The sequence below is a fragment of the Aeromonas sp. 97A genome (assembly GCF_051919185.1).
GTDB classification, from domain to species: Bacteria; Pseudomonadota; Gammaproteobacteria; order Enterobacterales; family Aeromonadaceae; genus Aeromonas; species Aeromonas veronii.
In genome coordinates this window covers 3,470,892-3,491,317 of the sequence record NZ_JBQBFF010000001.1, presented here as the reverse complement: position 1 = coordinate 3,491,317, position 20,426 = coordinate 3,470,892, and the positions used below count along the sequence as shown (strand labels likewise).

The 20,426-nt window shown below is 54.3% G+C and carries 17 protein-coding genes; 11 read left to right on the top strand and 6 right to left on the bottom strand.

The window, feature by feature from the left end:
• The first annotated feature begins 90 nt into the window (after nucleotides 1–90).
• The 4 genes from ACTG27_RS15825 to ACTG27_RS15810 all read left to right on the top strand — a co-directional run bounded on the left by ACTG27_RS15825 (nucleotide 91) and on the right by ACTG27_RS15810 (nucleotide 2,962).
• A complete protein-coding gene (locus tag ACTG27_RS15825) occupies nucleotides 91–294 on the top strand; it encodes a hypothetical protein (RefSeq protein WP_000376616.1) in 204 nt (67 codons plus the stop codon).
• A gap of 155 nt (nucleotides 295–449) precedes the next feature.
• On the top strand, nucleotides 450–1,655 hold the full coding sequence (gene chrA / locus ACTG27_RS15820; protein WP_000184001.1) for a chromate efflux transporter: 1,206 nt from the start codon (nucleotides 450–452) through the stop codon (nucleotides 1,653–1,655).
• 10 nt (nucleotides 1,656–1,665) lie between these two features.
• On the top strand, nucleotides 1,666–1,971 hold the full coding sequence (locus ACTG27_RS15815) for a PadR family transcriptional regulator (RefSeq protein ID WP_000130000.1): 306 nt from the start codon (nucleotides 1,666–1,668) through the stop codon (nucleotides 1,969–1,971).
• Between the two features lie 226 nt (nucleotides 1,972–2,197).
• Nucleotides 2,198–2,962 (top strand): IS6-like element IS6100 family transposase, encoded by a 765-nt coding sequence (locus ACTG27_RS15810; protein WP_001389365.1) that lies wholly within the window; start codon nucleotides 2,198–2,200, stop codon nucleotides 2,960–2,962.
• Between the two features lie 492 nt (nucleotides 2,963–3,454).
• Here ACTG27_RS15810 and mphR(A) read toward each other — a convergent pair whose 3' ends face one another.
• The 4 genes from mphR(A) to ACTG27_RS15790 all read right to left on the bottom strand — a co-directional run bounded on the left by mphR(A) (nucleotide 3,455) and on the right by ACTG27_RS15790 (nucleotide 7,005).
• The gene (gene mphR(A), locus ACTG27_RS15805) at nucleotides 3,455–4,039 is read right to left on the bottom strand and encodes a macrolide-binding transcriptional repressor MphR(A) (RefSeq protein ID WP_001137892.1); all 585 of its coding nucleotides are present in this window, start codon (nucleotides 4,037–4,039) and stop codon (nucleotides 3,455–3,457) included.
• Nucleotides 4,039–5,277 (bottom strand): macrolide resistance MFS transporter Mrx(A), encoded by a 1,239-nt coding sequence (gene mrx(A), locus ACTG27_RS15800; protein ID WP_000004159.1) that lies wholly within the window; start codon nucleotides 5,275–5,277, stop codon nucleotides 4,039–4,041. Before mrx(A) ends, mphR(A) begins: the two co-directional genes overlap by 1 nt.
• Complete coding sequence (locus tag ACTG27_RS15795; RefSeq protein WP_000219391.1) at nucleotides 5,274–6,179, bottom strand: Mph(A) family macrolide 2'-phosphotransferase; 906 nt, start codon at nucleotides 6,177–6,179, stop codon at nucleotides 5,274–5,276. Before ACTG27_RS15795 ends, mrx(A) begins: the two co-directional genes overlap by 4 nt.
• A gap of 121 nt (nucleotides 6,180–6,300) precedes the next feature.
• Nucleotides 6,301–7,005, bottom strand: a complete 705-nt coding sequence (locus tag ACTG27_RS15790) for an IS6-like element IS26 family transposase (RefSeq protein ID WP_001067834.1) — start codon at nucleotides 7,003–7,005, stop codon at nucleotides 6,301–6,303.
• A gap of 150 nt (nucleotides 7,006–7,155) precedes the next feature.
• Between ACTG27_RS15790 and aph(3')-Ia the strand changes: the two genes are divergently transcribed.
• The gene (gene aph(3')-Ia / locus ACTG27_RS15785; protein ID WP_000018329.1) at nucleotides 7,156–7,971 is read left to right on the top strand and encodes an aminoglycoside O-phosphotransferase APH(3')-Ia; all 816 of its coding nucleotides are present in this window, start codon (nucleotides 7,156–7,158) and stop codon (nucleotides 7,969–7,971) included.
• 189 nt (nucleotides 7,972–8,160) lie between these two features.
• On the opposite strand, the gene ACTG27_RS15780 is transcribed toward aph(3')-Ia, so the two are convergent.
• On the bottom strand, nucleotides 8,161–8,865 hold the full coding sequence (locus tag ACTG27_RS15780) for an IS6-like element IS26 family transposase (RefSeq protein ID WP_001067834.1): 705 nt from the start codon (nucleotides 8,863–8,865) through the stop codon (nucleotides 8,161–8,163).
• A gap of 46 nt (nucleotides 8,866–8,911) precedes the next feature.
• On the bottom strand, nucleotides 8,912–10,180 hold the full coding sequence (locus ACTG27_RS15775) for a DNA-binding domain-containing protein (RefSeq protein ID WP_000179845.1): 1,269 nt from the start codon (nucleotides 10,178–10,180) through the stop codon (nucleotides 8,912–8,914).
• 673 nt (nucleotides 10,181–10,853) lie between these two features.
• Between ACTG27_RS15775 and hsdR the strand changes: the two genes are divergently transcribed.
• The 6 genes from hsdR (at nucleotide 10,854) to ACTG27_RS15745 (ending at nucleotide 20,422) form a co-directional block, all read left to right on the top strand.
• A complete protein-coding gene (gene hsdR, locus ACTG27_RS15770; RefSeq protein ID WP_439979943.1) occupies nucleotides 10,854–13,319 on the top strand; it encodes an EcoAI/FtnUII family type I restriction enzme subunit R in 2,466 nt (821 codons plus the stop codon).
• 120 nt (nucleotides 13,320–13,439) lie between these two features.
• Nucleotides 13,440–14,927, top strand: a complete 1,488-nt coding sequence (locus ACTG27_RS15765; protein ID WP_439979942.1) for an N-6 DNA methylase — start codon at nucleotides 13,440–13,442, stop codon at nucleotides 14,925–14,927.
• Complete coding sequence (locus ACTG27_RS15760) at nucleotides 14,927–16,693, top strand: restriction endonuclease subunit S (protein WP_439979941.1); 1,767 nt, start codon at nucleotides 14,927–14,929, stop codon at nucleotides 16,691–16,693. The genes ACTG27_RS15765 and ACTG27_RS15760 overlap by 1 nt, the downstream gene beginning before the upstream one ends.
• Before the next feature lie 2 nt (nucleotides 16,694–16,695).
• Complete coding sequence (locus tag ACTG27_RS15755) at nucleotides 16,696–18,036, top strand: DUF262 domain-containing protein (protein WP_439979940.1); 1,341 nt, start codon at nucleotides 16,696–16,698, stop codon at nucleotides 18,034–18,036.
• A complete protein-coding gene (locus tag ACTG27_RS15750; protein WP_439979939.1) occupies nucleotides 18,023–19,921 on the top strand; it encodes a GmrSD restriction endonuclease domain-containing protein in 1,899 nt (632 codons plus the stop codon). The genes ACTG27_RS15755 and ACTG27_RS15750 overlap by 14 nt, the downstream gene beginning before the upstream one ends.
• A 273-nt stretch (nucleotides 19,922–20,194) precedes the next feature.
• Complete coding sequence (locus tag ACTG27_RS15745; protein ID WP_322112437.1) at nucleotides 20,195–20,422, top strand: helix-turn-helix transcriptional regulator; 228 nt, start codon at nucleotides 20,195–20,197, stop codon at nucleotides 20,420–20,422.
• Nucleotides 20,423–20,426: the final 4 nt, after the last annotated feature.

The following is a 20,426-nucleotide window of genomic DNA, read 5'->3' as shown; positions in this document are numbered from 1 at the left end:
AGGTTCCGCGAAGGTGGGCGCAGACATGCTGGGCTCGTCAGGATCAAACTGCACTATGAGGCGGCGGTTCATACCGCGCCAGGGGAGCGAATGGACAGCGAGGAGCCTCCGAACGTTCGGGTCGCCTGCTCGGGTGATATCGACGAGGTTGTGCGGCTGATGCACGACGCTGCGGCGTGGATGTCCGCCAAGGGAACGCCCGCCTGGGACGTCGCGCGGATCGACCGGACATTCGCGGAGACCTTCGTCCTGAGATCCGAGCTCCTAGGGATCGCCTCAGAAAACGGAAAATAAAGCACGCTAAGCCGTAAGTAAGCGTGCTCCTGTGAAAGCCACAGCTAAAACTGCGTAGTACACATAGAGGTATTTTTTTCTAGATTTATATCGAATTTCGTTATCGAATTTCGCTTATTATTGATCAACTCGTTGCAGATCATGAAGGCGAAAGTATGACGAATAACCCTACCGATGACAGCAGACCATGGTCGGTCTTTCTTATTTTTCTGCGGCTTGGATTGACATCTTTTGGCGGCCCCATTGCGCACTTGGGCTACTTCCGCGCCGAATTTGTCACACGGCGGCGCTGGCTCTCCGAACGGAGCTATGCTGACTTGGTCGCGCTTTGTCAGTTCTTGCCAGGGCCTGCAAGCAGCCAGGTCGGCATAGCGGTAGGACTGTCTCGGGCTGGATACAGCGGGGCGCTGGCTGCTTGGGCTGGCTTCACGCTGCCGTCTGCCATAGCCTTGATCCTTTTTGCGCTCGGCATCTCCAGCTATGGCGATTACGTCTCGCAGGGCGCGTTGCATGGCTTAAAAGTGGTGGCTGTGGCCGTGGTCGCTCAAGCAGTATGGGGCATGGCGCGTAACCTATGCACGGATGGGCTGCGAGTCACCATCATGGCAATTGCTACCTGCGTCGTTTTACTTGTGCCGTCCGCGTGGGGACAGGTTGGCGTGATTGCTATCGCAGGCATCGCAGGCCGGTTATTGTTCAAGCCAGCGAAAGTTGTTGAGCATGACCCCCTACCTATCACGGTCAGTCACCGGGCCGGCGTGCTTTGGCTCTCGCTGTTCTTTGTCTTGCTGATTGGCCTGCCGGTGTTGGCCGAACTGATGCCAAGTCAAACCATGGCAATGGTGGATTCCTTCTATCGTGTCGGATCACTGGTGTTCGGCGGTGGTCACGTTGTGCTGCCATTACTGCAAGCCGAAGTGGTGCCCTCCGGCTGGGTCAACAATGAATCCTTTCTCGCGGGGTACGGGGCAGCTCAAGCGGTGCCCGGCCCTTTGTTCACGTTCGCCGCGTTTCTTGGTGCCTCGATGAACACCGCCCCGTCGGGCTGGATCGGCGGCATTGTGTGTCTGCTGGCTATCTTCGCGCCCTCGTTCTTGCTGGTCGTCGGATCAATGCCATTTTGGGAGCGTTTGCGCCGCAATACAGGCATCCAAGCTGCGCTGGCCGGGATCAATGCCGCTGTAGTCGGCTTGCTGCTGGCCGCGCTGTATCAGCCTGTATGGACTAGCGCCATCTTTCAGCCGCAAGACTTCGGCTTGGCATTAGTTGCCCTTGTCGCACTTATGTTCTGGAAGCTCCCGCCGTGGCTGGTTGTCCTCGGTAGCGGTGCAGCTGGGTGGCTGTTGAGCGTCGCTCTGTGAGGCACAAAAAATGACTGACAAAGACCTCTACGGCGGTTTGATCCGCCTGCACATCCTTCACCATGCAGCCGAGGAACCTGTCTTTGGGCTGGGGATCATCGAAGAGCTACGCCGACACGGCTACGAGATGAGCGCTGGCACCGTGTACCCGATGCTGCACGGCCTGGAAAAAAAAGGCTATCTGACCTCACGCCACGAACGCACCGGGCGACGTGAACGGCGTGTTTATGACATCACTGAACAAGGCAGAACTGCACTTGCTGATGCGAAAACAAAGGTCAAGGAGCTGTTCGGAGAGTTGGTAGAAGGTGGTTGAGTTTTTGCTTCTATGTCAGGTTGAGCTATACCCTAACTGGATTGTCATTTTCAGAAGACGACTGCACCAGTTGATTGGGCGTAATGGCTGTTGTGCAGCCAGCTCCTGACAGTTCAATATCAGAAGTGATCTGCACCAATCTCGACTATGCTCAATACTCGTGTGGGCTCTGTTGCAAAAATCGTGAAGCTTGAGCATGCTTGGCGGAGATTGGACGGACGGAACGATGACGGATTTCAAGTGGCGCCATTTCCAGGGTGATGTGATCCTGTGGGCGGTGCGCTGGTATTGTCGCTATCCGATCAGCTATCGCGACCTTGAGGAAATGCTGGCGGAACGCGGCATTTCGGTCGACCATACGACGATCTATCGCTGGGTCCAGTGCTACGCCCCGGAGATGGAGAAGCGGCTGCGCTGGTTCTGGCGGCGTGGCTTTGATCCGAGCTGGCGCCTGGATGAAACCTACGTCAAGGTGCGGGGCAAGTGGACCTACCTGTACCGGGCAGTCGACAAGCGGGGCGACACGATCGATTTCTACCTGTCGCCGACCCGCAGCGCCAAGGCAGCGAAGCGGTTCCTGGGCAAGGCCCTGCGAGGCCTGAAGCACTGGGAAAAGCCTGCCACGCTCAATACCGACAAAGCGCCGAGCTATGGTGCAGCGATCACCGAATTGAAGCGCGAAGGAAAGCTGGACCGGGAGACGGCCCACCGGCAGGTGAAGTATCTCAATAACGTGATCGAGGCCGATCACGGAAAGCTCAAGATACTGATCAAGCCGGTGCGCGGTTTCAAATCGATCCCCACGGCCTATGCCACGATCAAGGGATTCGAAGTCATGCGAGCCCTGCGCAAAGGACAGGCTCGCCCCTGGTGCCTGCAGCCCGGCATCAGGGGCGAGGTGCGCCTTGTGGAGAGAGCTTTTGGCATTGGGCCCTCGGCGCTGACGGAGGCCATGGGCATGCTCAACCACCATTTCGCAGCAGCCGCCTGATCGGCGCAGAGCGACAGCCTACCTCTGACTGCCGCCAATCTTTGCAACAGAGCCCGCCGTGCTAGTCTGCTCGGTGATGGTGGAGTGAAGCCAACCCGCAATCGGGTTATGAATCTGCATCGCGATTCGCAATCAGCTGTCTCTTGAGCATGTCGAACTCCTGCGATGTTATCTCGCCGTGCTCGTGCTGCTACACCAACTTGTCCAACTCATCCGCCACACCGCTCCCCACCACCTGCGATGGCCAGGTTGTTTGCTGGGCGCATTGGCGGAGTATCGTCTCGACCCGGGACACCCACACCGGCACAACCTTACGGGAGTGATTCACTGTCAAAGAATCGGCCCGGTGCTCTGACGCAAGTATCGGGATGGTCACCATTTGTAAGCCGTAGACCTGAGTGGTGATCAAGACTTCGATACCACCGACCGTACCGGTACTAATCGACGACGGTCGTGTTCGTCGCCTGCCGCAGGGACTCTGCACACCTCCGTTTACGCATGTGCCTGGAGGAGTTGGAAATCGTCGTGTTCGGGAAACATTAAACACAGGATGGCAGCGATCTGAGCCAGCACATGATCAGCTAGCTCACCATCCGGATCGACGGCCCACTGCATCGTCGCGCCAGCGATGACCGAGTGCAGGAGCAACTCAGCTGCCGCAGGAGCACCTGGGGGCAGTCGCTTGCGGATCCCCTCCACCACCGCGCGGTTCCGCTGGATCGCAAGCGTGCGTAGCTCCGGCACCTGGAGCTCGTACCAGGAGATGAGATAGTTCACCGAGAAGTCGTTGCGAGTGTTCATGCTCCGAACGAGCACCTGCAAAAATTCCCAGAGCCCTTGCGGCCCTGCGCCTATCGGTATCGCATTCAGGTAATGCCGCACCTGCTCGACGCCGCGCTCCATCATCCTCACCAGCAGCGTATCGCGGTTGGTGAAGCGCTGGATTAACGCTGCGCGGGAGAGCCCCACCTCCTTTGCTACTCCGCTGAGCGTGAACTCTATGGGACCGCAACGCTTCAGCACTACGGTGGCGGCCTCGAGTACCTCGTCATCGGACTTGAGCTTGGGGCGGGGCATCAGTGTTCACCTTCTGTATGGGTTGGGGCGGAGGCTGTGGCTGCCGCCGCCATTGTAGCAAATTGAAGACGGAGCGAGAGTAGAGCCACGAGCCCCGCAAACACGGCCGATACAACGAGGCCAGGGAGCGGACCAGCAAGGTCGACAAACGCGCCGGCCGCAAGCATAACCATGGGCGAGGCTGACAGCATCACCGCCGAGACCGTGCCGAGTACCCGGCCGAGAAGTTCTGGCGGCGTGCGGTTGTAGATGGCAGCGTTGAGAATGGGAGAGACTGAGCCGGTCAGCAGTCCCACGAGCGCGCCCAACAACATCAGCACCGGCACGCCTGGCAACTGTGAAAGCAGAAGCGAGCCCACCGCAGAGCCACAAAATGCCACCGCCAGCCAGTTCTGCGCTGATATCCGGGCGCCGACCGACGCATGAATGGCAATGCCAAGGAGACCACCAGCCCCCATCATTGAGGAGAACAGCCCGAGCTCTGCTACTTGGCGTCCTGCATCTACAAACAGCGCAGGCATGATGACGCTGCCGTTGGCGCCAACGATGCCCACGAAGATCATCACTATACCAAAGAGAGGGCGCAGCAGGGGTTCGCTCCAGAGAAAAGCGACGCCGGCGCGCATGGAGAGAGTCGCCGTCGTGGTCATCGTCCGAGCGGCACGCGCGGGAAGCACCCACGCGCCGAGCAGACCTGCAAGGACGGAGCAGAACGCCGTCAGCCCGAGCGTTGGCGCAGCGCCAAGCAGGCCGATTGCGGCCCCCCCAAGGGCCGGGCCACCTAGAATCGCGACGTTCCCGATCACCGCTTTCAGTGACGAGACGCGCTCAACGGAGAGCCCGGCGACGTGGCCGAGTTTGGGCAGCTCACTGTCCTGCGCGGCCATACCGGGTGCGTCGAACGCGGCACCGAGCACCACGCAAGCGATCAGCCCAGTGTTCGAGAGGGCGCCAACGGCATCGAGCAGTGGGATGCTCGCCATGGCCACGCCGCCCACCACACCCGAGATCAATGCGACGGGCGCGCGCCCGAACCGATCGACGAGGCCACCACCAACCCACGCGCCGATGATGGTCGCGATGACGCTGCTAGCGGCCGTGGCGCCCGCCCAGGCCGCGCTCTTTGTATGAGACAGGACGAACCATGGAAGCGCGAGGGCCGCCACCGCGTTGCCGATCCGGAAGAGAAAGGTCGCCGCGAACAGCGTCGCGAGCGGGCTATATCGACGTTCGCTCATTCCGCTGCGGCGAGCTGCGCCTTCGCCGCAGCGAGGTACTCTTCGTTACCCGAGTCGAGGGCGAAGAGTGCGTAGGTGACCGCCCCGAACGCAAGGCGCTCCGCGATGTGGTGGGCGAGCCGCGGCCACACCCGGCCACCGGCCGCTTCATACGTGAGGAGGAGCTTCGCGAGCCCCTCTTCACCAAAGACCATAAGGTGCGCGGCCATGTCGATGGCAGGGTCATCAACGCGGGCCTCGCTCCAGTCGATCATCCCGCTGACGCGCTCCGTGTTGTCGATGAGCACATGGCCCACGTAGAGATCGCCATGCACCACCACGGAGAAATCTGGCCACGACGAATCGTCGTCGAGCCAGCGCTGCCACCGGTGGAGGCGCTTGTCGTTCACCACGAACTCGCGTCGGACGCGGTCAACGTCGTCGGCCACCTTCTGACGGGCCTGCGTCGGTGTACGGATGAGCATCCCCGCATCCACGGCGGCGGAAATGGGGACGGCATGCAGGGCGGCGAGCGCGGTCGCGAAGCTCTCCGCGAAGACCTCCGAGTCCTGCGGCACGACCCAGTCGGGCGTGGACGAACCAGGCTGGATGACCATCGCAGTCGAGTCTTCGAGCATGGGATAGGCAACGAGCTCGGCGTTGGCCACGCGCCAGTCCGGCACCGCGAACGGCAGGCGATTCTTGAGCATTGCCAGCACCCGCGCCTCTGGTTCGACCTTCGCGCTTACCTCGGCTCGGCGCGGGATGCGCAGCACCCACCGACGTCCATCGTCGACGGTGGCGATCACGATCCTATAGTCGAGCCCAAGCTCATTGACAGTCAGCGGGCCATGGAGCTTGAGCCCATGTCGGGCTGCAAGTGCGTACAGTTGGGAGGTATCGGCGGTCGTGACTACGGTCATGATTCACTCCTGAGGGCTTGACGGGTTTAGCCACCTAAATGTAACAGTCACGTCGGTTATATTCAATCCGGCACTGTTGCAAAGTTAGCGATGAGGCAGCCTTTTGTCTTATTCAAAGGCCTTACATTTCAAAAACTCTGCTTACCAGGCGCATTTCGCCCAGGGGATCACCATAATAAAATGCTGAGGCCTGGCCTTTGCGTAGTGCACGCATCACCTCAATACCTTTGATGGTGGCGTAAGCCGTCTTCATGGATTTAAATCCCAGCGTGGCGCCGATTATCCGTTTCAGTTTGCCATGATCGCATTCAATCACGTTGTTCCGGTACTTAATCTGTCGGTGTTCAACGTCAGACGGGCACCGGCCTTCGCGTTTGAGCAGAGCAAGCGCGCGACCATAGGCGGGCGCTTTATCCGTGTTGATGAATCGCGGGATCTGCCACTTCTTCACGTTGTTGAGGATTTTACCCAGAAACCGGTATGCAGCTTTGCTGTTACGACGGGAGGAGATATAAAAATCGACAGTGCGGCCCCGGCTGTCGACGGCCCGGTACAGATACGCCCAGCGGCCATTGACCTTCACGTAGGTTTCATCCATGTGCCACGGGCAAAGATCGGAAGGGTTACGCCAGTACCAGCGCAGCCGTTTTTCCATTTCAGGCGCATAACGCTGAACCCAGCGGTAAATCGTGGAGTGATCGACATTCACTCCGCGTTCAGCCAGCATCTCCTGCAGCTCACGGTAACTGATGCCGTATTTGCAGTACCAGCGTACGGCCCACAGAATGATGTCACGCTGAAAATGCCGGCCTTTGAATGGGTTCATGTGCAGCTCCATCAGCAAAAGGGGATGATAAGTTTATCACCACCGACTATTTGCAACAGTGCCCTCTGATGTTACATTGCACAAGATAAAAATATATCATCATGAACAATAAAACTGTCTGCTTACATAAACAGTAATACAAGGGGTGTTATGAGCCATATTCAACGGGAAACGTCTTGCTCGAGGCCGCGATTAAATTCCAACATGGATGCTGATTTATATGGGTATAAATGGGCTCGCGATAATGTCGGGCAATCAGGTGCGACAATCTATCGATTGTATGGGAAGCCCGATGCGCCAGAGTTGTTTCTGAAACATGGCAAAGGTAGCGTTGCCAATGATGTTACAGATGAGATGGTCAGACTAAACTGGCTGACGGAATTTATGCCTCTTCCGACCATCAAGCATTTTATCCGTACTCCTGATGATGCATGGTTACTCACCACTGCGATCCCCGGGAAAACAGCATTCCAGGTATTAGAAGAATATCCTGATTCAGGTGAAAATATTGTTGATGCGCTGGCAGTGTTCCTGCGCCGGTTGCATTCGATTCCTGTTTGTAATTGTCCTTTTAACAGCGATCGCGTATTTCGTCTCGCTCAGGCGCAATCACGAATGAATAACGGTTTGGTTGATGCGAGTGATTTTGATGACGAGCGTAATGGCTGGCCTGTTGAACAAGTCTGGAAAGAAATGCATAAGCTTTTGCCATTCTCACCGGATTCAGTCGTCACTCATGGTGATTTCTCACTTGATAACCTTATTTTTGACGAGGGGAAATTAATAGGTTGTATTGATGTTGGACGAGTCGGAATCGCAGACCGATACCAGGATCTTGCCATCCTATGGAACTGCCTCGGTGAGTTTTCTCCTTCATTACAGAAACGGCTTTTTCAAAAATATGGTATTGATAATCCTGATATGAATAAATTGCAGTTTCATTTGATGCTCGATGAGTTTTTCTAATCAGAATTGGTTAATTGGTTGTAACACTGGCAGAGCATTACGCTGACTTGACGGGACGGCGCTTCCCTACCCTCATGGCCGCCTCCCAGGAATCGACCCAGGTGCTTATCGTGGACATAATCCTTTACTCATAAATTGGCACTGTTGCAAAGTTAGCGATGAGGCAGCCTTTTGTCTTATTCAAAGGCCTTACATTTCAAAAACTCTGCTTACCAGGCGCATTTCGCCCAGGGGATCACCATAATAAAATGCTGAGGCCTGGCCTTTGCGTAGTGCACGCATCACCTCAATACCTTTGATGGTGGCGTAAGCCGTCTTCATGGATTTAAATCCCAGCGTGGCGCCGATTATCCGTTTCAGTTTGCCATGATCGCATTCAATCACGTTGTTCCGGTACTTAATCTGTCGGTGTTCAACGTCAGACGGGCACCGGCCTTCGCGTTTGAGCAGAGCAAGCGCGCGACCATAGGCGGGCGCTTTATCCGTGTTGATGAATCGCGGGATCTGCCACTTCTTCACGTTGTTGAGGATTTTACCCAGAAACCGGTATGCAGCTTTGCTGTTACGACGGGAGGAGATATAAAAATCGACAGTGCGGCCCCGGCTGTCGACGGCCCGGTACAGATACGCCCAGCGGCCATTGACCTTCACGTAGGTTTCATCCATGTGCCACGGGCAAAGATCGGAAGGGTTACGCCAGTACCAGCGCAGCCGTTTTTCCATTTCAGGCGCATAACGCTGAACCCAGCGGTAAATCGTGGAGTGATCGACATTCACTCCGCGTTCAGCCAGCATCTCCTGCAGCTCACGGTAACTGATGCCGTATTTGCAGTACCAGCGTACGGCCCACAGAATGATGTCACGCTGAAAATGCCGGCCTTTGAATGGGTTCATGTGCAGCTCCATCAGCAAAAGGGGATGATAAGTTTATCACCACCGACTATTTGCAACAGTGCCCATCGGCGTAGTAGTGGATGTGGTCGATGACAAAGCCGGTGCGGGTCAGCGTGCGCCGGAGGATCGGCAGAAAATCGACCAGGAACGAAGTAGCGCGTGTGACGACGGCCGGTACGCCGACACGCGCCACGGCCTCGGCCCAGCGCGCGGCCGGCGGTTGGAGCAGGCCGTTGTGCACCGAACCGTGGTAGGTGCCGACCGCCAATGTGAGCCAGCGCTCTAGCTCGCGCAGCGTCAGGGCGGCCTTGTTTTCGGAATCGTAGTCGCCGCGCTGGTCAGGGTTGGAGAAGGTCGTTCCCGGCAGTTCGTCGTGAATCATCTGCATCGCCGTGCCGATGATCCGTTCCACGATGCCGCCATAGTGCGGCTGTCCCAGCGGGCGATAGTCCAGCCGGATGCCATGCTGCTCGCAACCCCGGCGCAGGGCCTCGCTCTTGAACTCGGCCGCGTTGTCTAGGTAGAGCAGCAAGGGCTTGCCGCTCATCTGCCAATCCATTTCCACGTTCAGTCCTTCCAGCCAAGGGCGCTTGTCGCAGGCGACATGCACGAGGCACAGGCCAACCGAAACGGCAGACGGCGCTTCCAGCGTGACGACCATGCCGAGCACGCAGCGGGTGAACACGTCGATGGCGAGGGTCAGGTACGGGCGGCCAATAGGTTGCCGGTCGCGGTCATCGACCACGATCAGGTCGATGACCGTATGGTCTATCTGCACCTGCTCCAGCGGCGCGGTCACGGCAGGAGGCTCGCCGCCCACACCTTGTAGGTCACGAGCGGCATCCTGGCCTTCCCGCCGGCGGATGACCTTGCGCGGGTCAAGGCTAGCGATCCGTAAGGCCACGGTATTGCGCGCCGGCACTCGCAGTTTTTGAGCCTTGCACACCTGAGTGACTTCGCGGTGAAAGGCCGCTAGGCTGCGCTTCTGCTTGGTCAGGAACCGCTTTTGCAGTAGCTCGTGGATGACGCGCTCGACCGGTTCCGGCAAGCGCCCCTTACCTTTACCTCCACCGGACTGGCCGGGCACCAGATCCGTCACGAGGCCGCTGCCTTGCCGGGCACGCCGGATCAGAACGTATACCTGGCGCCGAGACAAGCCCAGCGCCTGAGCCGCCATATCGGCCGCTTCGTGCCCGACCGTCTCCGACTGCGCCAACGGACTGATGATCTCCGCACGACGGCGCGCACGCTCCCAAGCCTCATCAGGCAGAGTGGCCACGCCTTGTTCTGGAATCCGTGGGGTGTCCGTCGCCATGCTCACCTCGCTTTGGTGCACACGAGTATTGAGCATAGTCGAGATTGGTGCAGATCACTTCTGATATTGAACTGTCAGGAGCTGGCTGCACAACAGCCATTACGCCCAATCAACTGGTGCAGTCGTCTTCTGAAAATGACAGGAGTACTGGAATCCAGTGGCTTATTGACCAGTGGAATCAGCGCCCTTATCCCCGGCCAATCCCTGTCCAATTCCTTTCCACATAACTATCTATCTGGAATCTTGGTGCGGATATTCCAGATAGTGGAATGTCGCTTCAGAACGAGCACCTGGAATATTGATAGGGGCCTTCCCATCTATCTGGAATGTTCGTGCTGTTTTTCGCTCTGGAATGTTGGCCACTCTGTCTGAGGTGAGTGGGAAAACCCGGTGTGCTGGAATTGATGGGGGCATATTCCCATCTATCTGGAATCTTGGCCTCTGCATTCAGCGAGAGCCAAACCGGCTGACTTGCTATGGGACTAACTCAAGCGATGCCCTTCAACAATCATTCACTACGACCTAGTTATGCCATTGCCAGACGTTTCCTTAACCCGAAGGCATGCCATCAAGAGCTGCACCCATGTTGCTTTATGAGTCTGAAATCAATAAAACCCGGCTGAATGTATGAGAGAATCTTGAGCAATATTGTCCCCCGACCGGAAGAGTGCTCATGGCCGAGATCAACAAAGCAACCCTTACCGAAGCCGACATCATCTCGAAATACCTGCTGCCTGCTATCAAGGCTGCTGGGTGGGATGATCTGACCCAGATCCGCCAAGAAGTACCGCTGCGGGATGGCAAGGTGGTGGTGCGCGGCCAGATGGCGGCACGCAAGAAGGTCAAATCGGCCGATATCGTGCTCTATCACAAGATGGGCTTGCCACTGGCGGTGATCGAGGCCAAAGCCAACAAGCATGAGATTGGCAAGGGGATGCAACAGGGGCTCGATTATGCCCGTCTGCTGGATGTGCCGTTCACGTTTGCCAGCAATGGCGATGGCTTTGTATTTCATGACAAGACCAATCCGGCCAAGCTGGAATCCGAGATCGCGCTGGAGGACTTCCCCAGCCCCGGCCAGCTTTGGGACAAACTCTGCACCTGGAAGGGCTACACCCTAGCCCAGCTGCCTGTCATCAGTCAGGACTACTACTCAGATGGCAGCGGCAAATCTCCCCGCTATTACCAGCTGCAGGCCATCAACAAGACCGTAGAAGCCATATCGAAAGGTGAGGATCGGGTATTGCTGGTGATGGCCACCGGCACCGGCAAGACCTACACCGCATTTCAGATCATCTGGCGTTTGTGGAAGGCGGGCGCCAAGAAGCGCATCCTGTTTCTGGCCGATCGCAACATTCTGGTAGATCAAACCAAGATCAATGATTTTCAGCCCTTTGGCTCGGCCATGACCAAGGTCACCGGGCGCACGATCGACCCCGCCTATGAGATCCACCTTGCCCTCTATCAGGCGCTCACCGGGCCGGAAGAGTCGCAGAAAGCCTTCAAGCAGGTCTCACCCGACTTCTTCGACCTGATCGTGGTGGATGAGTGCCATCGGGGCAGCGCCGCCGAAGACAGCGCCTGGCGCGAGATCCTCGAATACTTCTCATCGGCCACCCAGATTGGTCTCACCGCCACGCCCAAAGAGACCGAAACCGTCTCCAGCACCGATTACTTCGGTGACCCTGTTTATACCTACTCCCTCAAAGAGGGGATCGAAGATGGTTTTCTTGCCCCCTACAAGGTGGTGCGGGTCGATATCGATGTCGATCTGCAGGGGTGGCGTCCCACCAAAGGGCAGATGGACAAACAGGGCAACCTGATTGAAGACCGTATCTATAACCAGAAGGATTTCGACCGCACCCTGGTGATCGACGAGCGTACCCAGCTGGTGGCCGAAACCATCACCAACTACCTCAAGAAAACCGACCCGATGGCCAAGACCATCGTGTTCTGCAACGACATTGATCATGCCGACCGGATGCGACGGGCGCTGGCGAACCTTAACCCCGAGCAGATGCTGAAAGATGATCGGTATGTGATGAAAATCACCGGCGATGATGACCTTGGCAAAGCCCAGCTCGACAACTTCATCAACCCGAAAAAGCCCTATCCGGTCATCGCTACTACCTCCGAGCTGATGACCACCGGCGTCGATGCCAAAACCTGCAAGTTGGTGGTGCTGGACCAAAACATCCAGTCCATGACCAAGTTCAAACAGATCATCGGCCGTGGCACCCGTATCGACGACAAGTACGGCAAGCTCTGGTTCACCATTCTCGACTTCAAGAAGGCCACCGAGCTGTTTGCAGATCCCCGTTTCGACGGTGAGCCGGAGCGCGTCATGGTGGTCAAACCGGCAGACATCAACAATCCGGATGAAGGCTTGGGCGATATCATCGATGGCGCCGATCCACTGCCTGCCGATGAACCCGGCGACCATTGCGATCCGTTTGCCCCCGGAGTCGATGAACAACCCGGCAGCTACACGACCGGTAGTGATGGTGGTCAGAGTGGCGCAGCTGGCCAGGGCACAGGCCCGCTGGGTGGCCCCGAGCCCGGAGTCAGCAAGTATTATGTCAACGGCGTGGCGGTCAGCGTCATCGCCGAGCGGGTGCAGTATTACGATGCCGATGGCAAGTTGGTGACCGAATCCTTCAAGGACTACACCAAGAAGACCCTGCTCAAAGAGTTTGCCACCCTCGATGCGTTCACCAAACGTTGGCAAGCCGCCGAACGCAAGCAAGCCATCATGGATGAATTGGCTCAGGCGGGCGTGCTGTGGGAGTTGTTGGAGCAGGAAGTGGGTAAGGAGCTCGACCCGTTCGACCTTATCTGCCACGTGGTATACGATCAGCCGCCACTGACCCGCCGTGAGCGGGCCAACAACGTCAAAAAGCGCAATTACTTCACCAAGTACAACGACACCGCCCAGCAGGTGCTTACCAGCCTGCTCGACAAGTATGCCGATCAGGGGGTGACCGAGATTGAGACCAAGGATGCGCTAAAGGTCGCCCCCTTTACCGAGTTGGGGCGCCCGCTGGAGTTGGCCAAGAAGGGTTTTGGTGGCCCCAAACAGTTCGAGCAGGCTATCACCGAACTGGAGCAAGAAATTTACCGTGAGCAGCAGAGCGCCTGACGGCCTGACTGCTTCTGAACTACCATGCGGCCATTCCAATGATGGCCGCTTGTTTGATCGATCTTCCTGACGCATTCGCCCCTGTATTCGTCACCATTTTTGTAAAAAGCAGAGAATCCCATGTCATCCATCAGCTCAGTCATCAAATCCATTCAGGACATCATGCGCAAGGACGCCGGTATCGACGGCGATGCCCAGCGCCTCGGCCAGCTCTCTTGGCTGCTGTTTTTGAAAGTGTTCGACGCCCAGGAAGAGGAGCTGGAGTTTGAGCAGGATAACTACCGCTGCCCCATCCCCGAGCGCTTCCTGTGGCGCAACTGGGCGGCCGATAGCGAAGGACTGACCGGCGATGCCCTGCTCGATTTCGTTAACAACGATCTGTTCGACAGTCTGAAAAACCAGCCTGCCAATATCGATCTCAACCCTCGTGGCTATGTGGTGAAAGAGGCGTTCAGCGATGCCTTCAACTACATGAAAAACGGCACCCTGCTTAAGCAGGTGATCAACAAGCTCAACGAGATCGACTTTACTGACAGCAGCGAGCGCCACCTGTTTGGCGACATCTACGAGCAGATCCTGCGCGACCTGCAAAGTGCCGGTAACGCGGGTGAGTTCTACACCCCCCGCGCCGTCACCCGCTTTATGGTCAACCGCATAGACCCCAAGCTTGGCGAGCGGATCATGGACCCGGCCTGCGGTACCGGCGGCTTTCTCGCCTGCGCCTTCGACCATGTCAAAGAGCACTATGTCGAGACCTCAGCCGACCACCAGACCCTGCAGCAGCAGATCCTGGGGGTCGAGAAGAAGCAACTGCCACACCTGCTCTGCACCACCAATATGCTACTGCACGGCATCGAGGTGCCGGTGCAGATCCGCCACGGCAACACCCTCGACAAACCGCTGTCGAGCTGGGATAGCGATATCGATGTGATCCTCACCAACCCGCCCTTTGGCGGTACCGAAGAGGATGGCATCGAGCAGAACTTCCCGGCCGATCTGCGCACCCGCGAGACCGCCGACCTGTTCCTGCAGCTGATTATCGAGGTCCTGAAAAAAGGCGGTCGCGCCGCCGTGGTGCTGCCCGATGGCACCCTGTTTGGCGAAGGGGTCAAAACCAAGATCAAGCAACTGCTCACTGCTGAGTGCAACCTGCACACCATAGTGCGGCTGCCCAACGGCGTGTTTGCCCCCTATACCGGCATCAAGACCAATATCCTCTTCTTCACCAAGGGCCAGCCCACCAAGGATGTCTGGTTCTACGAGCACCCCTATCCGGCTGGGGTGAAGAACTACAGCAAGACCAAACCGATGAAGTTCGAGGAATTTGAGGCCGAGATCGCCTGGTGGGGGGATGAGGCGGACGGCTTTGCTGTCCGGGTAGAGAACGAGCAAGCCTGGAAGGTCAGTATCGAGACCATTATCGAGCGCAACTTTAACCTCGATATCAAAAACCCCCATGTCGGCGAGCAGATAAGCCATGACCCCGACGAGCTGCTGGCGCGCTATGCCACAGAGCAGGCCGAGATCCAGACCCTGCGTGACCAGCTAAAAGCCATTCTGGGCGACGCTTTGGGCAAAGGTGCGGCCACGCAAGGGGGGCAGGCATAATGGCGATCGAGAAGCTGATTACCGACCACCTGGATCTCTGGACTGCGGCGGTGCGCCCGAAAAGCAGTGCCGGACGTGGTAGCAATAGCAAGCTGGAACTCACCGGCATCAAAAAGCTGCGTGAGCTGATCCTGGAGCTGGCCGTGCGCGGCAAGCTGGTACCGCAAGACCCCAGCGATGAACCGGCCTCTGTGCTGTTGGAACGAATTGCCGCCGAAAAGGCGCGGTTGGTGAAAGAGAAGAAAATTAAAAAGTCTAAAGCCTTGCCGGAAATAGGTGAGGAAGAGAAGCTGTTTGAATTACCCTATGGGTGGGAGTGGGCAAGGTTAAATGACCTTGGGGATTGGGGGGCGGGAGCTACTCCGACTAGAAGCAACTCAGATTTTTACGGCGGGAACATTCCATGGTTTAAATCTGGAGAGTTGACATCGGATTATATATTTAATTCTGAAGAGTCCGTGACTGAATTAGCTCTTAGCAAGTCATCACTACGTTATAATGATGTAGGTGATGTGCTAGTAGCCATGTATGGTGCAACAATTGGTAAAACAGCTATTCTTGGTGTTAAGGCTACAACTAACCAAGCTGTTTGTGCCTGTACAACATTTGATGGTTTTTTAAATTTATATCTGCTTCAACTGTTAAAAGCATATCGACCCAGGCTGATTGGTATGGGGGCCGGTGGAGCTCAACCGAATATATCAAAAGATAAATTAATAGCGACTATTGTTGCTCTCCCCCCATTTAATGAGCAGAAACGTATTGTTTCTAAAATTGATGAGGTTATGGCTCTATGCGATCAGTTGGAGCAGTGCAGCGAGTCGCAACTGGCGGCGCACCAGACTCTGGTGGAAGCCCTGTTGGCGACCCTGACAGACAGCACCGACGCCGATGAGCTGGCCCAAAACTGGACGCGGCTAAGCGCTCATTTTGATACCCTCTTTATCACCGAGGCCAGCATCGACGCCTTGAAACAGACCATCCTGCAACTGGCAGTGATGGGCAAGCTGGTACCGCAAGACCCTAGCGATGAACCCGCATCCGCCCTGCTGGAGCGCATCGCCGCCGAAAAGGCACGACTGGTCAAAGAGAAGAAAATCAAAAAAGAGAAACCGCTACCTGCGATCAGTGAAAACGAAAAGCCGTTTGAGCTACCGCAGGGATGGGAATGGTGCCATTTAAAAGACATCATAACCATAATGGATGCAGGCTGGAGTCCTGCTTGTCCTCCTGAATCCTCACCAGATATTGATACTTGGGGTGTCCTGAAGACAACAGCAGTTCAAACCTTGGAGTATCGAGAATATGAGAACAAAGTTCTTGATAAAACAAAGACTCCGAGACCAGAGTATGAAGTTATGGTTGGCGACATCCTAATTACTCGTGCTGGCCCTAAAAATAGAGTAGGGATTTCATGCTTGGTCGAAAAAACCAGACCAAAGCTGATGATTTCTGACAAGATAATTCGATTTCACTTGGTTGACGTTGGTTTGTCGGAGCGTTTTATATCTCTATGCCTAAATGCTGGTGCAACAGCTGTCTATATTGATGATTCCAAATCTGGCATGGCTGAAAGCCAAATGAATATATCTCAAGATAAGCTTAAACTTGCTCCTATTCCGTTGGGTCCTATAAAGGAGCAAAACCATATTATGGATAGAGTGGATCAGTTAATGACCCTCTGCGATCAACTTAAATCCCGCCTGCAAACCAACCAGCAGACCCAGCTTAAATTGGTTGACTCGCTTGTTGAGCAGGCCTTTTAATCATGGGCACCGTATACTATCAAGTTAAAAAGGTCGGGGCGCTGCTTGAGCAGCACCTCGAGATCCCCTCATATCAACGCCCCTACAAATGGCAACAAAAACACGTCAATCAATTGATCGATGATGTGTTGACCCATCGTAGTAAACAGTGCTACCGCCTTGGAACAGTGGTGTTGCACAGGGATGCGTTAAAGCCATCTTATAAAGGTGAACTTAATATTGTTGATGGTCAGCAGCGCCTGCTGACCTTAACTTTGCTTTGTTCATTACTTGACCATAGTTGTGAGTTTTCAACTCCGCTATTGGAACACGCTTTTGCGTCAAGGATCAGCATCAACAACCTTGAGCATAATGCCAAAGTCATTGAAAACCGCCTTGTGGGGCTAAAGGATGACGAACGTAAATCACTGCTGCACTTTGTGCTTAACAAGTGTGAACTGATCGAAGTGACGCTCGATGATTTGAGCGAAGCTTTTCAGTTTTTCGACTCGCAAAATGCCAGAGGCAAGGCACTTGCCCCCCATGATTTGCTAAAGGCATACCATTTGCGCGAAATGATGGATGCTACAAAGCAAGCCGAACGACTACATCACGTCAGCCTGTGGGAGCAAGGGGTCAGTCCAGATGATGAGTCCGCTAACCTTCACATTATTATGGGCGAGTTCTTGTTCCGTCTACGCCGATGGTTGGATGGTGATTATGGCGTTCAGTTTAGTCGCCATAATCTTGAGGTGTTCAAAGGCGTTAACCTGGCCACAGCGGATTATCACTATATACAGTCTATGCTCGCTCTGGATTTCGCTATTGAGCATTACAATACTGATCTTGCCAGGAAGTGGGATAAGCAAAGTAAACCTTATCCGTTTCAAGTTGATCAAGTAATGATTAACGGAAAGCGCTTTTTTGAGTATATCCAGCACTACAAAGCCCTTCATCACACTCTGTTTGAACGTGACAACGCGCGACTTGGCGAGTTTTTAACAAAATACACCAATTATGCTGGCAGTTCACGCAAAGGGGATATGTATATAAAAAATCTCTTTATGTGTGCGGTGATGGCTTATTACGACAAGTTTGGCGAGAAAGAGTTAGATAAAGCAGCAAGAGTCTGTTTTTGCTGGAGTTACTACTTACGGCTGCAATATCAAAAAATCGGCATGGATAGCGTTGATGGTTATGCGCGTGAACCCTGGGGGTTATTAAGAGTTCTCGGCAAAGCTGTTCATCCACAACAAGTACTAAATTTTCAACCACCGCGTTGTGAGAATATCCGCTTCAAAAATGCTAAACCCGTAGAAGATTCAATCGCTAAAATGCTGGGAGATGCTCATGCCACCGAGTAACGATTTAGCCTTGCTGACTATCGAAGAGTTATTTGGTGACAATAGTCATTATGTCATTCCCATTTATCAGCGTAACTACGCTTGGGGTGCATCAGAGATAGAGCAGCTGGTTCGAGATATAGCGGATGCTGCTCAAGCCGCCGATAATGCAGACAAGCCAGAAGAGTCTAAATACTTTTTAGGCAGCTTGGTGGTGTATGTTCGTGACAATAATGATGGCTTGCATAATAGAACGACGGTTTATGAAACCATAGACGGTCAACAACGGCACACCACGCTGTCGATTTTATTGGCGTATTTAAAACAGATTGCTGACAGCAGTCAGCAGGATTTGACCCCGCTCAACCTTAACCTTGATTTCGACAGTCGTCCTAAATCAGCGAGAACGCTGCAAAACCTATATCAACCAGTTCAGAGTGATGCACCAGAGGAGCCCTCAATCAGAGCGGCGTTTACCATTATAGAACGCTACTTTAAGACCCAAGCCATAGATATCTCCAAATTTTGCCAGCATCTGCTCAAGAACGTCACGATTTTGCGAGTTGCTGTGCCACAAGATACCGACCTCAATCACTATTTTGAGATCATGAATAACCGGGGAGAACAGCTAGAAAAGCACGAGGTGTTGAAAGCGAATTTGATGTCAGTTTTTAACGGTGAGGCTGCAGCAAGAAACTGCTTTTCTGCAATATGGGATGCTTGTGCCGATATGAGTCGCTATGTACAACTGGGTTTTAGCTCGGAGGCTCGCAAAGCGTTATTTGGAGAAAAGTGGTTAGGATTTCCTGCAGATTTTGAGTCGATCAAATGTGCGATAGACACCAATTGTGACACGGACGATAAGCCTACTCTTCTGAGTATTATCAAGAAGCGGCGCTTTCATCAGCGTGATGGCGATGATGAAAAAGCAAAGAAACAGCGGTTTGACTCGATCATCGATTTTTCCAACTTCCTACTGCATGTGCTAAAAGTAACTGTGGATGACGCAGTCTCCTTAGATGACAAAAAGTTACTTCAAGCGTTTGAAATCATAAAAAGTGATAGGGAGAAGATCATTCTATTTGCCTTTAATCTGCTGAAATTTAGAGCGCTATTTGACCGCTACATTATCAAGCGCGATCAGGATGAGAAGTGGAGCCTGCTGACACTTGAGTATTATGACAGAGATCGGAATTCAAGTTTTAGCTATAACAACTCCTTCGACAAAGATGAACGCTCGGATGTTAACGAACAACTGGTGATGATCTTGTCGATGTTCCATGTCTCGCATCCTGCCTATGTGTATAAGCGATGGCTCAATCGTTCGCTAGCCATTTTGAATGCTCTGGCGTTGGACGAGCTGAACGTTGATGGAGCTACTTATCTCAGTGAGCTTGAGCAGCTCAGCCATGAATTCTTGACTGAAATTTGTGGTGAAAAGGAACAATTCAATGCCGAGGCTTTACATCGTGGTACCGGTGTACAGAACTTTGTGTTCAATTTGCTCGATTATCGTTTGTGGCGTGAGCTTGCTGCTGGCCAATCATTCGATGGTAAGGGGATTAATAATCCCGAGATTAAGAAGCACTTTGATGGCTTCCAATTTTCACCGAGTCGAACGTCGGTTGAGCACTATTTTCCGCAAACAGATCCCTCCGGTGCAAACAAAATGGGGGATGATGTCCATCGGTTTGGCAACCTGTGCCTTATCTCGCCAAGCAGCAACTCGAGACTTAGTAACTATTCCCCAGCAGATAAAAAAGCCTTTTATCGTGATAGCAACCGTGCTGAGAGCTTGAAACAAGCCATCATGATGAGCTATGACGAGTGGGGGCCGGAGGGGCAAGGTATCAACAACATAGAAAGCCATGAATGTGCGATGTTGACGTTACTTCGAAGGCGTTGATATATCTGCAATGTCCGTACTTGCTGAGCAAGCTCCATGATTTTCGTCACGAACAGGTGCAACCTTGCTGCGATTGCACCTGTTTAGGTATTAACTGAACTCTCGCCAAAATTTCACATGTGAAATTTTTTCCATTTCATCTGGCTCTACCAACCCCCTTCCTGTTTCCATCTTAAATTTCACATCCGAAAAATTTTCCAGAAAACGCTGTAAGTGCCCGAAACGGGCAGTTACAGAGGCGAGGCTGAACGAGTCTGCATCTTATGATTGCTCATGACACATCACGATGTTATGGGAGGACATATGAATGCTCATTTTCAGTTCACGACCGACAATCTTCTTACCTATGAGGAAGTTTGCGCGGTCACTCGACTGTCTCAGCCGACATTGCGCCGATATGTAAAAGCTGGGCGCTTTCCCCACCCGATCAAACCCAATCCAGTTGGAAAAGCTGTGCGATTCCGGGCCGCCGACGTGCGTCGCTGGATGGCTGAGCTGTGATAGG